The following is a 14,205-nucleotide window of genomic DNA, read 5'->3' as shown; positions in this document are numbered from 1 at the left end:
GTTTATTTTTTTACAATAAAAAGCGGAATGCTGACTTTATGCCGGACCTTATTTACGGTGGTACCGAACAGCAGGTCCTTAAAACCGGTGTGCCCGTGTGCGCCCATCACGAGTACATCAAACGGCATTGAACTGACAATTTCAGGAATGACCTTGGCGGGTTTTCCGAAGCCGAGGCGGGTTTGCACACGGTAGCCTTTCAGCGTAAGCATTTCCCGGTACTCGGCTAGCAGCTTCTCATCGATACTGGTTTCATGGTCCTCAATATTGCCACCGTAATACATTGCCCCAACTGTTTCCACAACGTGAATCAGTGTGTACTGGGCTTCAATCCCGCCCATCTCAAAGGCATTGTTGATGGCAAATTCGTCCGCCGAAGAAAAATCGACCGAAATCGCAATGTTTTTCTTGCCAAATGCAGGAGACTTCGAAAACTTCAGTTGGAGATTGTGTGGCGAATGGTTGTCAATCGCATGGGAATGTTTCCTGAAAAATGGCGTAAAAACAATATACAACAGCAGGATCAGGAACCCGATTGCCAACGGAACGGCAGTAAGCCAAAGTACCAACGGGTTTTCAGAAGTTTCCAGCCAGCCATTCAATTCGTCGAAAACGAGTTTTGCGTTCAGCGACACAATGATGATGGCGATAATCCAGGCGGCAATCCGGGTTGGGATCCCGATTTCAAAACCTTTCATCTTGCGTTTGTCGCTCACAAAATGGATTAATGGGATGATCGCAAAGCCCAGTTGCAGGCTCAGAATCACCTGACTGAAAATCAACATTTTTCCGGTAACGCTTTCCCCGAAAACAGAAATCACGATCACAGCCGGTACAATAGCAATGAGCCGTGTCAGGATGCGGCGCACCCACGGTTGTATGCGCAAATTGAGGTAACCTTCCATAATAATCTGGCCGGCGAGCGTGCCGGTGACCGTCGAACTTTGGCCGGCTGCAATCAAAGCGACCGCAAACAGTACCGGAGCCCATTGCGTCCCAAGATAGGGCTGCAGGAATTGGTGTGCATCCTGGATTTCGGCGACATCGAACTTCCCGTTTTTATAGAATGTCGCCGCTGCGAGAATCAAAATGGCCGCATTCACGAAAAATGCCAGATTGAGCGCAATCGCCGAATCGATAAAATTGTACTTGAGAGCCTGTAAGATCCCGGCCTTGCTGCGGTCGAATTTCCGCGTTTGCACCAATGAAGAATGCAGGTAGAGGTTGTGGGGCATCACTGTAGCCCCGATAATCCCGATCGCGATGTATAAAGCCGTTTCATTTGGTATCGATGGAATCAGTCCCGCGAAAACCTTGGGTAGTTCGGGCTGCGCAAAAATCATCTCGAAAACAAACGACACCCCGATAATAGCGACCAGTGCGATAATAAAAGCCTCCATTTTGCGCATGCCCTTATTGATCAGGAACAATAATAAAAAGGTATCCAGCACCGTAATCATCACCGCGGGGACCAGGTCGATGTCGAACAGCAGGTTAATCCCGATAGCCATTCCGAGTACTTCGGCTAAATCGCAGGCCGCAATAGCAATCTCGGCCAGGAAATATAAAATGTAGTTGACAAAGGGCGAGTAGGTTTCTCTCGAGGCCTGCGCCAGATCAAGCTGCGTTACAATCCCTAACCGGGCACTGAGGCTTTGCAACAGCAGGGCCATGATGTTGCTCATCAGCAATACCCAAAGGAGCGCATAACCGAACTGGCTTCCGCCCGCGATGTCCGTAGCCCAATTCCCCGGATCCATATACCCGACGCTGATCAGGTATGCCGGTCCGAAAAATGCCAGGACTTTCCGGAATACGGAGGTCTTATTTTGTGTAGAAATGGACTGGTTGACCTCTTCTAAAGATTTGCCTTTCATAACGAACGTATTTTTTTCAAAGCAAATATAAATAATATTTTTGTTTGCAAAATAATATTTTTAGATTTGTCTAAAAATAAATTATGAAAAAATTTTCACTGATACTACTGATGCTGCCGCTGGGCCTTTTGGCACAACTAGTCCAGCCCATACAGACCGACCGCCCGGACCAGACCGAAACGCCGGCACTGGTCCCTAAAGGCATGTTCCAGATGGAAAACGGTTTTTCGTATGAAAAGGCAAACGCAGACGCGCAGGCTGTCACCGCGCCATCGTCCCTTATAAAATTTGGCGTAAACGACCATTTTGAACTGCGGCTGATCCTGGAGTTTGAATTCAGGGAAGAGTTTGACCAAAAGGTTTCAGGGCTGAATCCCGTTTTAATCGGGTTCAAGACCAGGCTGGCTGAAGAACAGGGCATCGTGCCAAAAACGTCGTTCATCGCGCACCTTGCCATTCCTGACCTCGCGTCGAAAGAAATGAAAGCCACGTTTTACGCGCCGGAGTTTCGTTTTACCATGCAACACACCTTGTCTGACAGGCTGTCATTGGGCTACAACCTGGGTGCCGAGTGGGATGGTGAAACACCAGAACCCACCTTTATTTATACGCTGACAACCGGAATTTCGCTTTCGGGCAAGGCGGGTTGCTACGTGGAATTATACGGTTTCTCACCGCAAAAATCCAGGCCTGATCACCGATGCGACGGCGGATTTACCTATTTACTGTCAAACGATATGATGGTAGATGTTTCCGCTGGTATCGGAATCAGCGAGAATGCACCCGATTATTACGCTGCGGTCGGATTTTCGTTTCGTTTGTAAGTGTAAAAATCTATCTTTATGCTTTAAATCATCAGATGAAGCATTACGACTATATTTTTTCGGGCACCGGGTTGGCCGCACTGATGACGCTTAACCAGATGGTCAAGTCCGGGGGATTTTCAGATAAAAAGATCTTATTGCTGGATCAGGATGCCAAGCAAACCAATGACCGGACCTGGTGTTTTTGGGAAACCGGCAAAGGGGCGTGGGACAAAATCCTCACGCAGAAATGGCGGTACGTTTGGTTTAAGAACGAAAACTCCAGCCGTAAGATGGACTTGTCGCCGTACGAATATAAGATGATCCGGGGGATTGATTTTTATAACAAAATCCTGAAACGGATCGCATTGCAGTCTAATATCGAGTTTGTGCAATGCAGGGTGACCGGTTACAGCGAATCTGCCGGGAACGTGGTCGTGCAGACGGATGCGGATGATTTTTCGTGCCGGAAGCTCTTCAACAGCGTTTATGACCAAAAACCGGTTTTGGAGCAAACAGGATTTCCGCTGCTGCAGCAACATTTCGTCGGTTGGAGGGTGAAGACGGAAACGCCTTCTTTTGACCCGAATGTCGCGACGTTTATGGATTTCTCGGTTCCGCAAAAAGGAAATACGCGGTTTATGTATGTGCTGCCGGTTTCTGATACGGAAGCGATTGTGGAGTATACGTTATTTTCAAAAGATCTTTTGCCGCAACACGAGTATGAAGCTGCAATTACAGCCTATCTGTCGGATCTACACATTGCGAATTACAAGATTGTCGAAAAGGAACGCGGCAGCATCCCGATGACTTCATACCGATTTTGGAAGCACAATACCAAAAACATCGTACATATCGGATCGGCAGGTGGCTGGACCAAGGCAAGTACAGGATTTACGTTTAAAAATTCCGATAAACTTTCAAAACGCCTGGTGCATTTCCTGCAGCGTCAGGCCGACTTCAGTAAGTTCCACAAAAACGACCGCTTTTGGTTTTATGACTTGTTGCTGCTCGATATCCTGTCTGAGAATAATGAAAAAGGCGCCATGATTTTCAGTGCGATGTTCAGGAAGTCACATCCCGCACTGATACTTAAATTCCTTGATGGCGAAACCACCCTCTATGAAGACCTGCAGGTGATATGGCAATGTCCGAAAGGGCTGTTCATCAGGGCGCTGGTCCGCAGGATATTCCGATAGGATTTGGCTATAAAACGGATAGTAAATCTTTATCGCTGCCTGAACAGCGGCACGAATTTCTGAGTAACTTTGCAACTCAACATTTAAAATTTAAAAATATGTATCCCGAAGAAATGGTAAGCCCCATGCGTGCTGAACTTACAGACGCCGGCTTTGAAGGACTATATAGCGCAGAGGCAGTAGAACAGGCTGTCGCAAAAAAAGGCACGACGCTCGTTGTGGTGAATTCCGTTTGCGGATGTGCCGCACGCAATGCGCGCCCCGGTGCCAGAATGAGCCTTAATGGCGCCAAAAAACCAGACCACCTTGTGACGGTTTTCGCCGGTGTTGACACGGACGCCGTCAATGCGGCCCGCCAGCACATGTTCCCATTCCCGCCGTCATCGCCAAGCATGGCCTTGTTTAAGGATGGTGAACTCGTCCACATGCTCGAACGCCATCACATCGAAGGCCGACCTGCAGAAATGATTGCTGAAAACCTGCAGGACGCATACAACGAGTATTGTTAATCAGTTACAGCGCGGCACCATCGCAACATGTTAGAGCACCGGTTTTCGGTGCTTTTTTTTTTGGAGCTATTTCCCACTTTTCGCAATATCTGTCCCTCCGCCGCACCCGAGGCCAAAGGCTGAACTGACCGAAAGTAATCGGAGCCAGGGCTTCCTCCCGCAAATGAGGGCATCGCCGTTGCCGCGGATTTCTCATAAAACGCGGAGTGTGCTGAGGTCTTGCAAATACGGATCTTTCCTTTAACTTTGCATCCGAAAATAACTCCACTTAAAACTGTTTATAGCATGCAACTGTACAACACTTTAAGCGCAGAAGAACGTGCCGTCCTTATTGATGACGCCGGAAAGCAACGACTCACGTTGTCTTTCTACGCTTATGCGCAAATTGAAAATCCGACACAATTTAGAAATGAACTGTTCCTGGCCTGGAATCCGCTGGAGGTCTTGGGGAGGATTTATGTTGCCCGCGAAGGGATCAACGCGCAGCTTTCCTTGCCTGCAGACAATTTCTACGAATTCAAGGACACCATCGAACAATACGATTTTATGAAAGGCATCCGGCTCAATGTCGCAGTTGAGCACGATGACCATTCGTTTTTAAAGCTCACGATTAAGGTGCGTGATAAGATTGTCGCTGACGGACTCAACGACGATACTTTTGATGCGACCAACATCGGAATCCATCTCAAGGCGAAGGAATTCAATGAACTGCTTGAAGATCCCGACACGATTGTCGTGGACATGAGAAACCATTATGAAAGCGAGATCGGGCATTTTACGAAAGCGATTAAGCCTGACGTCGATACCTTCCGCGAATCATTGCCGATCATTGAGGAACAGCTCGCCGAACACAAATCGGACAAAAAACTGCTGATGTACTGCACCGGCGGCATCCGTTGCGAGAAAGCCAGCGCGTATTTTAAGCACAAAGGTTTTGAGAATGTATACCAACTCGAAGGCGGTATCATTGAGTACACGCGTCAGGTCAAGGCAGAAGGATTGGAGAGCAAATTCATCGGGAAAAACTTCGTGTTCGACCACAGGTTAGGCGAGCGGATTACCGATGATATCGTCTCGCAATGCCACCAATGCGGTAAGCCATGCGACAACCATACAAATTGCGCCAACGAAGGCTGCCATTTGCTTTTCATACAATGTGATGACTGCAAAGCTTCGATGGAAAACTGCTGTTCTACAGACTGTGTTTCAGTGATCCATTTGCCGGAAGAGGCGCAAAAGGAAATCCGGCGCGGCATCAAGAACGGCAATATGATTTTCAAAAAAGGAAAATCCGATAAACTGACGTACAAAAATGCGGAACATCCAATTTCAAAATTAACGGAGCAGGCACCAAAACCCAATACCCAACGTGCAGCACCCAAAAAGAAGCTTATCGGGAAAGGACTTCATTTTTTTCCAAGAGCATCAATTGGACAGTTTTTTATGGAGTCCGGTGAATTGAAAATCGGCGATGAAGTCCTGATTAAAGGCCCGACCACCGGCGAGGAGCAAATGGAAATAAGGGAAATGTTTGTAAACGACGCTCCGGCGCAAACGGCCGTAAAGGGAAATGTGGTTTCGTTCAAATTACCATTCAGGATTCGTCTTTCGGACAAATTATATGTCATTGAACGACAAAACGCTTAGCCCCGATAGCCCCGGCCTCCCCTGTGAGGCACGAACGAAGATAAAGGCGACACCGGGATAAAGCGCGCCAAAAAATCAAAACTGTTTCATAAGATGAAGCAGTTTTTGCATTTAAAAACTTTGCGACTTTGCCGGTCAGTTACTTTGCCACTTTTCTCTAAAATATACTATCTTTACCCGCAAAACGTTTTACGAACTTAAGTTGTGCGCGTCACAACACTACATATAAAATATGGCATGTACAAGTTGCTCAACTGCTGACGGCGGAGCGCCGAAGGGTTGTAAGAACAATGGGACCTGCGGAACAGACAGCTGCAACAAGCTGACGGTTTTCGATTGGTTATCAAATATGAATTTACCGAATGGCGAAGCGCCATTTGATTGCATAGAAGTCCGTTTCAAGAACGGGCGCAAGGAATTTTACCGAAACACGGAGAAACTGACTTTGAGCATTGGCGATATCGTAGCAACCGAGGCGTCTCCGGGGCACGACATCGGGATTGTCACGCTGACGGGCGAGCTGGTGCGCATCCAGATGAAGAAGAAAGGGGTGAAGGACAACGCAGAAGTGCCTAAAGTGTACCGTAAGGCCTCTCAAAAAGACATCGATATCTGGTCGGCGGCCCGTGATAAGGAAGAGCCGATGAAAGTGCGCGCGCGTGAACTCGCCATAGCCCAGAAACTGCAGATGAAGATTTCGGATATTGAATTCCAGGGCGACGGTTCTAAAGCCACCTTTTATTACACTGCCGAGGACCGCGTCGATTTCAGGCTCTTGATCAAAGATTTTGCACGCGAATTCTCTACCAGGATCGAAATGAAACAGGTTGGTTTTCGTCAGGAAGCCTCGCGTCTGGGCGGCATTGGGTCGTGCGGACGGGAACTGTGCTGCTCTACCTGGCTGACGGATTTCCGCAGCGTGAATACCTCCGCAGCACGGTACCAGCAATTGTCGCTGAATCCGCAGAAACTGGCCGGACAATGTGGTAAGCTGAAATGTTGCCTGAACTATGAACTGGATACTTACATGGACGCCTTACAGGGATTTCCTGATTTCGATACCAAGCTGATGACCGAGAAAGGCATGGCGGTGTGCCAGAAGCAGGACATATTCAAAGGGCTCATGTGGTTTGCCTACACCGATAATTTCGCCAATTGGCACACGCTGAAAATCGAGCAGGTCAAGGAAATCATTGCCGAAAACAAAGAGAAAAACAAAGTCTCTTCGCTTGAAGATTACGCTGTCGAAGCAGCACCTGCTCCTGAAAAGGATTTCAACAATGCGATGGGCCAGGAAAGCCTGACCCGTTTCGACCAGCCGAAGAAACGAAAAAGGCCGAACAACAAAAAACGCAAGCCCGGAGACACGGCTGCCGTAGCGAGTGAAGTCATCCGTCCGAACGGCGACAACCGCCAGCGCAACGACAACCGTAATGAGAACCGGCAGCGCAACGAAAACCGTCCGCCTAGAAACGAGAACAGGAATTCAGGCGAAAATAAGAATACCGCGGACAACAGGCCGCAGGGACAAAACAGGCCGGCCGGCGACAAACCCCGGAATAACAACAACCGCAACCGGAACAGGAAACCATCGGACAATAAAAACCAGGGCAACAATGGGCCTAAAGAATAGTATAGTATTGCTTTTAACGTTGTCTTTGCTCGCCTCCTGCGACAAGAAGCGCGTGTTTGACGAATACAAATCGGTGGGGGCGGCCTGGAAAAAAGACAGCGTTGTGACGTTTAAATTCCAAAGCCCGGACACCGTAAAGGCATACAACCTGTTCGTGAACATCCGCGACAACAAAGATTACCAATTCAGCAATCTGTTCCTGATTGTGGCATTGGAGCAGCCCGGCGGACTCACAAAAGTCGATACGCTGCAATACCAGATGACAGAGCCCGACGGTTCGCTGCTGGGTGACGGTTTTACCGACGTCAAGGAAAATAAGCTGTTTTATAAAGAAAAAATGAAATTCCCGAAACAGGGTGAATATCAGGTGCGCATCAGCCATGCCGTACGCCAGACCGGAAAAATCCCGGGCGTTGCGGAACTGGCGGGCGTCACCGATGTGGGTTTCAGGATCGAATCAACAGAATAAGCTATGGCAATTAAAAAAAACAACAATAAACCGGACGTCGTCAGGGATATTGATTATTACAGGAAAAAGTTCTGGCGCGTATTTTTGTACACGCTCGGCGGGATTTTTCTTTTTTTCCTGCTTGCGTCCTGGGGGCTTTTAGGGCACATGCCTTCGTTTGACGAGCTTGAAAACCCGAATTCCAACCTGGCTACTGAGATCATTTCGGCAGATGGCGTCACGATCGGTAAATTTTACAATGAAAACCGTACTTCGGTAAAATATTCAGACCTGCCGCCCCATCTTGTGAAAGCGTTGGTTGCGACTGAAGACGAGCGTTTCTACGAGCATTCCGGTATTGACGGCAAACGAACCGTGGGCGCCGTAATGAGATTGGGGACCAATGGCGGTGCGAGTACGTTGACACAACAACTCGCCAAGATGCTGTTCCACGGGGAAGGATCGAGATTCCTTCCGTTCCGTGTGATACAGAAAGCCAAGGAATGGATTATCGCCGTGCGCCTTGAACGACAGTACACGAAAAACGAGATCATCGCGATGTATTTTAATAAAGCCGATTTCGTGAACACCGCCGTGGGCATCCGTTCTGCGGCCAAAGTGTATTTCGGCAAAGAGCCGAAAGACCTCAATATTGAGGAGAGCGCCATGCTTGTCGGGATGCTTACCAATCCATCCTATTTCAACCCGGTACGCCGCGCCGAACGTGTGAAGACGCGCCGCAACATTGTTTTGGATCAAATGGTGCGCAATGGCGTGCTGGACAAGGAAAAAGCGACGGTGTTGAAAGAGAAACCCATCACACTGCACTTTCACCCAGAGAGCCATACCGACGGGATCGCGACGTATTTCCGCGAATACCTGCGTGACTTTATGAAGGAATGGGTCAAGGAAAACAAAAAGCCGGACGGCAGCGATTACGACATTTATACCGACGGGCTCAAGATCTACACTACGATTGACTCCCGCATGCAGACCTACGCCGAGGAAGCTGTTACGGACCACATGGCCAACCTGCAACAGGAATTCTGGAGCCAGCAGAAAACCAATAAAAATGCCCCCTTTGTCAATCTGAACGAGGCCGAAACCGAAAGGCTGATGATGCGCGCGCGGAAGAACTCAGAACGCTGGAGCCTGATGAAAGCCGAGGACAAATCCGAAGAGGAAATCCTGAAATCATTCAACGTGAAAACCAAGATGAAGGTGTTTTCATGGAAGGGTGAAAAAGATACCATAATGACCCCTAACGATTCAATACGGTATTACAAGCATTTCCTTCAAACCGGAATGATGGCCATGGAGCCACGCACCGGGAACGTAAAAGTCTGGGTAGGCGGTATCAACTACAAACATTTCCAGTACGATCACGTGGCACAGGGAGCCCGCCAGGTCGGATCGACATTCAAGCCGTTCGTGTATGCCACGGCCATCGAGCAGGCGGGAATGTCACCGTGCGACTCAATCCTTGATTCGCCGTTCACCATCCCGAAAGGAAGACACCACGTTACTGAAAACTGGACGCCCAACAACTCCAACGGGGAGTACCGCGGTATGGTGACCCTCAAAAAGGCGCTGGCCCTTTCAATCAACACCGTGTCCGCAAAACTGATAGACAAGGTCGGGCCGGAAGCGGTCATTGACCTGACACATAAACTGGGCGTCAAGTCAGACATCCCGGCACAACCCTCGATTGCTTTGGGCGCGGTGGAAATCACCGTTGAGGATATGGTCGCGGCTTACAGTACTTTTGCTAACGAAGGCGTGTACGTCAAGCCCCAGGTGATCGTGAAGATTGAGGACAAGAATGGCGTGGAACTGTACAAGCCGGTGACCGAATCGCACGATGTACTCAACAAGGATATTGCTTATGCCGTCCTCAAATTGCTCGAAGGGGTGACCGAGTCCGGTTCCGGAGCGCGTTTAAGGACGCAGGGTGGCGGCAACGGTTACAATCGCGTGACCGGTTACCCATACGTTTTCAAAAACCCGATTGCGGGTAAGACCGGAACAACCCAAAATCAATCTGACGGCTGGTTCGTCGGGATGGTTCCGGACCTCGCAGCCGGCGTGTGGGTTGGGAACGAGGACCGTTCGGCCCACTTTAAAGGCATTACCTACGGACAAGGTGCTACGGCAGCGCTGCCCATCTGGGCCATGTTCATGAAAAAATGCTATGGCGACAGTTCGCTGAAAGTTTCTATGGAACCATTCAAACGCCCCGCGAATCTGGCCATCAAGGTAGACTGTTATACCCCTGTGGTAAAGGACACCACCGATACCGAGGGGGGTCAGGAGCAGGATACGGAGGAACTGGATCTGGGCGGTTAAACCCATGATTTTTATTTGAAGCCAATCCGGCTGTGCGCTGTATCTTTTCCCTGCTAAAGGAGCAGGAAAAAGGATGCCGCTTCCATCCGGGCTAACAACCACGATATGATCAACAAGAAAGTAAATACTGTCAGTGAAGCGCTCGCCGGGATTAGCGACGGGCAAACCATCATGCTGGGTGGTTTCGGGCTTTGCGGCATACCGGAAAACAGCATCGCCGAACTCGTCCGTATGGATGTCAGGAACCTGACCTGCATTTCGAACAATGCGGGCGTCGACGATTTCGGACTTGGATTGCTTTTACAGAAGCGACAGATTAAGAAAATGATTTCATCCTACGTTGGTGAAAATGCCGAATTTGAGCGCCAGATGCTGTCCGGCGAACTTGAGGTCGAACTCACGCCACAAGGGACTTTAGCCGAAAAATGCCGCGCCGCACAAGCCGGAATTCCGGCCTTTTTTACGCCTGCCGGCTACGGGACGGAAGTCGCTGAGGGAAAAGAGTCAAGAGAATTTAATGGGAAGATGCACATACTTGAGCATGCGTACCAAGCCGACTTTTCCATCGTAAAGGCCTGGAAAGGCGACGAAGCGGGCAACCTGATTTTTAAAGGTACAGCCAGGAATTTCAATGCACCTATGGCAGGAGCCGGGAAAATAACCATTGCCGAAGTTGAGGAGTTACTCCCTGCCGGCAGTCTGGACCCGAATGAAATCCACATTCCCGGAATTCTGGTGCAAAGGATTTTCAAAGGAGCAAAATTTGAGAAGAGGATTGAACAACGAACTGTAAGGAAAAAATAGACTTAGCAGTCAACAGTAACGGTTTACAGAAATACACAAGAATACTGTTTGCCGTTTGGACCACTGTTAACTGTAAGCCGTAAACTGTAAACTATGCTCGGTAAAGAAGAAATTGCAAAGAGAATTGCGAAGGAAGTCAAAGACGGATATTATGTAAACCTGGGTATCGGGATTCCGACTTTGGTTGCCAATTATGTCCGCACCGATATTTCAGTGGAATTCCAGAGTGAAAACGGCGTGCTGGGCATGGGCCCGTTTCCTTTTGAAGGGGAAGAAGACGCTGATGTAATCAACGCCGGAAAGCAAACCATAACCACACTGCCAGGCGCGAGTTTCTTTGATTCGGCTTTCAGCTTCGGGATGATCCGTAGCCAAAAAGTCGACCTGACAATCCTGGGTGCAATGGAAGTGGCCGAAAATGGCGATATCGCGAATTGGAAAATTCCCGGTAAAATGGTCAAAGGTATGGGCGGCGCGATGGATCTGGTCGCTTCCGCAGAAAACATTATCGTAGCGATGATGCACGTCAACAAAGCCGGCGAGTCAAAAATATTGAAGCGTTGTACTTTGCCATTGACCGGTGTCGGCTGTGTGAAAAAAGTTGTAACCGAACTGGCCGTGATGGAAATCACACCAAAAGGGTTTAAATTACTTGAACGTGCTCCCGGCGTAACCGTAGAACATATCATTGCCTCAACGGAGGCCGAATTGATTATTGAAGGAGAAATTCCGGAAATGGTAATCTAGACCCAGGTTTTTCAGCCTACTGCCCAAACTGCTTCAAATGATGATCGAGATGGATGTACTGCAGCTGGCCCCACTCCTCATCGGTCATCTGCCCAAAGAAAGGGTGCTTTTTATTTATGATTACTGCCGGTCCTTTGTGACCGAATTCCAATACCAAATCCATTAACGTCTTTTTTTCTCTTGTGAAATCCGGTGTTTCTGCAATCTTAAATTGTGGGGCTGTGGGGGAGTTTTTCCCGAATCCAAGATTTTTAAGGAAGCTTTTCTTGGCCATTTTCCCGAAAAGCCAACCAATAATGCCCGACTTCAGGGCGAGCCTGCCGGTAGCAACATCCAGGGGTTTCTGGCAGTGCAGCAGCATCTGGGAAACAGTCATTTTCCCCCACAGGGGCGTGGCTTCCGGAGACAGTCTTTCAAGTCGGATGACCAGCTCTTTATTGTCTGCAGCGTTAAAGATATCAGGCATACGGTAATTAATTTCCTTTCGGTATAGCGTTAATCAGCCTTTTTGTGTAAGCCGCCTGAGGATGCGCGTAAATCGCATCCGCATCGCCGATTTCCTCAATCCTGCCCTTATTCATCACCAGCACCTGGTCGCTCATGTACTTCACCACGGCAAGGTCATGTGAGATGAAAATATAGGTAAAACCGAAATTCTCCTTCAGTTCATTCAGTAAATTCAGCACTTGCGCCTGCACCGAAATATCAAGAGCCGACACCGATTCGTCGCAAACAATCAGTTTAGGGTGCAAGGCTATGGTCCGGGCAATCCCGATACGCTGCCGCTGCCCGCCCGAAAACTCATGCGGGTAACGGTGAAAATGTTCTTCACCGAGGCCAACGCGTTGCAGGATGTCAATGGTTTTGGCTTTGCGTTCCCGGTCATTTTTATAGAGGCCATGCACCTGCATCGGTTCCATAATCGCTTTCCCGACCGGAATCCTCGGATTCAGCGATGAATAAGGATCCTGGAAAATAATCTGGATCTCTCGGCGCAGGGCCTTGATGGCTGCGGCATCCAGTTTCGTAATGTCTTTCCCGCGGTACAGGACCTGCCCGGCGGTTGCTTTGTCCAGCTGGAGGATGACGTTGCCAAGCGTCGATTTTCCACAGCCCGACTCGCCTACCAACCCCAGGGTCTCGCCTTCGTACAGATCAAAACTGACATCGTTTACGGCCTTAAAACCGTGTTTTTTGCCGAACAGCCCGACGGCTGAAAAGTATTCCTTTTCGACATTCCGCACTTCGAGTAACGGGGGATTCTGATACAGTACGGATTGCCTGTTTTTTCTCGCTTCCGCAGAAAAGACTTCGTCAGGCACCTCGTGGTTGAGGTAGTCATGGATTGTCGGAAGGCGCTTGAGGCGTACGTCAAGCGATGGGCGCGAACTGATCAGCGCTTTGGTGTAGAGGTGTTCGGGATGGTGGAATACGGTCTTGGATTCGCCCTGTTCCACAATGTCGCCTTTGTACATCACCAGTACGCGGTCGGCGATTTCGGAAACCAGCGACAAGTCGTGTGAGATAAAAATGATGCTCATTCCGGTTTCTCTCTGTATTTCTTTGAGCAACAGTATGATTTCGTTCTGGACGGTAACGTCGAGCGCCGTGGTAGGCTCGTCAGCAATCAGCAGTTTGGGTTTGCACGCAATGGCCATCGCAATCATGACACGCTGCTTCTGGCCGCCTGAAATTTCATGTGGGTATCGTCCGTACAGGGCATGAGGATCGGGCAATTTCACCTTCTCAAATAATGAGATTACTTCTGCCTTGGCCTCTTTTTCAGACAGCCTCGTATGCGTCAGCAATACCTCGAGCACCTGGTAACCACAGGACAATGAAGGGTTCAGCGAACTCATCGGCTCCTGGAAAATCATTCCGATGTCATTTCCGCGCAGTTGCCTCATGGCTTTAGTACTTAATTTCGAAATGTCATTGCCTTCGAAAAGCACGCAACCTGACGATATTTTGGATATCTCCTTAGGAAGCAAGCCCATGACAGCCAGCGAGGAGACGGATTTTCCTGATCCGGACTCCCCGACGATTCCCAGGATTTCATCTGCGTACAGCGTGTAGGAGATATGGTGGACAACGGATTGCCATCCGTCCTTCCCCTTGAAAGAAATGCTTAGGTCCTGTACGGCCAGCAAAGGTTTTGGATTCATCGCATAAAAATAGTAAAAATACCCGGG

Annotated in this window: 12 protein-coding genes; 9 read left to right on the top strand and 3 right to left on the bottom strand. The window is 49.1% G+C overall.

The window, feature by feature from the left end:
- Positions 1–2: 2 nt before the first annotated feature.
- Positions 3–1,877 carry an Nramp family divalent metal transporter gene (locus HYN48_RS03365; RefSeq protein WP_108369788.1) on the bottom strand — a complete coding sequence of 625 codons (1,875 nt, stop codon included), beginning with the start codon at positions 1,875–1,877 and terminating at the stop codon, positions 3–5.
- Positions 1,878–1,960: 83 nt separating this feature from the next.
- On the opposite strand from HYN48_RS03365, the gene HYN48_RS03360 reads away from it, so the two are divergent.
- The 9 genes from HYN48_RS03360 (at position 1,961) to HYN48_RS03320 (ending at position 12,013) form a co-directional block, all read left to right on the top strand.
- The gene (locus HYN48_RS03360; protein WP_108369787.1) at positions 1,961–2,701 is read left to right on the top strand and encodes a transporter; all 741 of its coding nucleotides are present in this window, start codon (positions 1,961–1,963) and stop codon (positions 2,699–2,701) included.
- Between the two features lie 35 nt (positions 2,702–2,736).
- Positions 2,737–3,879 carry a lycopene cyclase family protein gene (locus HYN48_RS03355; protein WP_108369786.1) on the top strand — a complete coding sequence of 381 codons (1,143 nt, stop codon included), beginning with the start codon at positions 2,737–2,739 and terminating at the stop codon, positions 3,877–3,879.
- A gap of 98 nt (positions 3,880–3,977) precedes the next feature.
- A complete protein-coding gene (locus HYN48_RS03350) occupies positions 3,978–4,388 on the top strand; it encodes a BrxA/BrxB family bacilliredoxin (protein WP_108369785.1) in 411 nt (136 codons plus the stop codon).
- A gap of 285 nt (positions 4,389–4,673) precedes the next feature.
- Positions 4,674–6,035 (top strand): oxygen-dependent tRNA uridine(34) hydroxylase TrhO, encoded by a 1,362-nt coding sequence (gene trhO / locus HYN48_RS03345; RefSeq protein WP_108369784.1) that lies wholly within the window; start codon positions 4,674–4,676, stop codon positions 6,033–6,035.
- A gap of 232 nt (positions 6,036–6,267) precedes the next feature.
- On the top strand, positions 6,268–7,668 hold the full coding sequence (locus tag HYN48_RS03340; RefSeq protein WP_108369783.1) for a PSP1 domain-containing protein: 1,401 nt from the start codon (positions 6,268–6,270) through the stop codon (positions 7,666–7,668).
- Positions 7,652–8,137, top strand: a complete 486-nt coding sequence (locus HYN48_RS03335; protein ID WP_108369782.1) for a gliding motility lipoprotein GldH — start codon at positions 7,652–7,654, stop codon at positions 8,135–8,137. Before HYN48_RS03340 ends, HYN48_RS03335 begins: the two co-directional genes overlap by 17 nt.
- A 3-nt stretch (positions 8,138–8,140) precedes the next feature.
- Positions 8,141–10,462, top strand: a complete 2,322-nt coding sequence (locus HYN48_RS03330) for a transglycosylase domain-containing protein (protein ID WP_108369781.1) — start codon at positions 8,141–8,143, stop codon at positions 10,460–10,462.
- 105 nt (positions 10,463–10,567) lie between these two features.
- Positions 10,568–11,266 carry a CoA transferase subunit A gene (locus HYN48_RS03325; RefSeq protein ID WP_108369780.1) on the top strand — a complete coding sequence of 233 codons (699 nt, stop codon included), beginning with the start codon at positions 10,568–10,570 and terminating at the stop codon, positions 11,264–11,266.
- A 93-nt stretch (positions 11,267–11,359) separates the two neighbouring features.
- Entirely contained in the window at positions 11,360–12,013 is a 654-nt protein-coding gene (locus tag HYN48_RS03320) for a 3-oxoacid CoA-transferase subunit B (RefSeq protein ID WP_108369779.1), read from the top strand.
- Between the two features lie 16 nt (positions 12,014–12,029).
- Here the strand turns inward: HYN48_RS03320 and HYN48_RS03315 are convergent, their stop codons facing one another.
- Positions 12,030–12,479, bottom strand: coding sequence for a DUF1569 domain-containing protein (locus HYN48_RS03315; RefSeq protein WP_108369778.1), 450 nt, complete (start codon positions 12,477–12,479; stop codon positions 12,030–12,032).
- Positions 12,480–12,486: 7 nt separating this feature from the next.
- Entirely contained in the window at positions 12,487–14,178 is a 1,692-nt protein-coding gene (locus HYN48_RS03310) for an ABC transporter ATP-binding protein (RefSeq protein WP_108369777.1), read from the bottom strand.
- Positions 14,179–14,205 lie beyond the last annotated feature (27 nt).

Origin of the sequence: Flavobacterium magnum, assembly GCF_003055625.1 — a bacterium.
GTDB lineage: Bacteria > Bacteroidota > Bacteroidia > Flavobacteriales > Flavobacteriaceae > Flavobacterium > Flavobacterium magnum.
Note: the sequence above shows the minus strand (reverse complement) of the source record. Positions and strands in the feature narration are given on the sequence as shown.

Bases quoted from the DNA above. Each gene is read 5' to 3' on its own strand.
- HYN48_RS03335 (WP_108369782.1), top strand. From the start codon at position 7,652: ATGGGCCTAAAGAATAGTATAGTATTGCTTTTAACGTTGTCTTTGCTC.
- HYN48_RS03355 (WP_108369786.1), top strand. From the start codon at position 2,737: ATGAAGCATTACGACTATATTTTTTCGGGCACCGGGTTGGCCGCACTG.
- HYN48_RS03315 (WP_108369778.1), bottom strand. From the start codon at position 12,479: ATGCCTGATATCTTTAACGCTGCAGACAATAAAGAGCTGGTCATCCGA.
- HYN48_RS03325 (WP_108369780.1), top strand. From the start codon at position 10,568: ATGATCAACAAGAAAGTAAATACTGTCAGTGAAGCGCTCGCCGGGATT.
- HYN48_RS03360 (WP_108369787.1), top strand. From the start codon at position 1,961: ATGAAAAAATTTTCACTGATACTACTGATGCTGCCGCTGGGCCTTTTG.
- HYN48_RS03350 (WP_108369785.1), top strand. From the start codon at position 3,978: ATGTATCCCGAAGAAATGGTAAGCCCCATGCGTGCTGAACTTACAGAC.
- HYN48_RS03330 (WP_108369781.1), top strand. From the start codon at position 8,141: ATGGCAATTAAAAAAAACAACAATAAACCGGACGTCGTCAGGGATATT.
- HYN48_RS03340 (WP_108369783.1), top strand. From the start codon at position 6,268: ATGGCATGTACAAGTTGCTCAACTGCTGACGGCGGAGCGCCGAAGGGT.
- trhO (WP_108369784.1), top strand. From the start codon at position 4,674: ATGCAACTGTACAACACTTTAAGCGCAGAAGAACGTGCCGTCCTTATT.
- HYN48_RS03320 (WP_108369779.1), top strand. From the start codon at position 11,360: ATGCTCGGTAAAGAAGAAATTGCAAAGAGAATTGCGAAGGAAGTCAAA.
- HYN48_RS03365 (WP_108369788.1), bottom strand. From the start codon at position 1,877: ATGAAAGGCAAATCTTTAGAAGAGGTCAACCAGTCCATTTCTACACAA.
- HYN48_RS03310 (WP_108369777.1), bottom strand. From the start codon at position 14,178: ATGAATCCAAAACCTTTGCTGGCCGTACAGGACCTAAGCATTTCTTTC.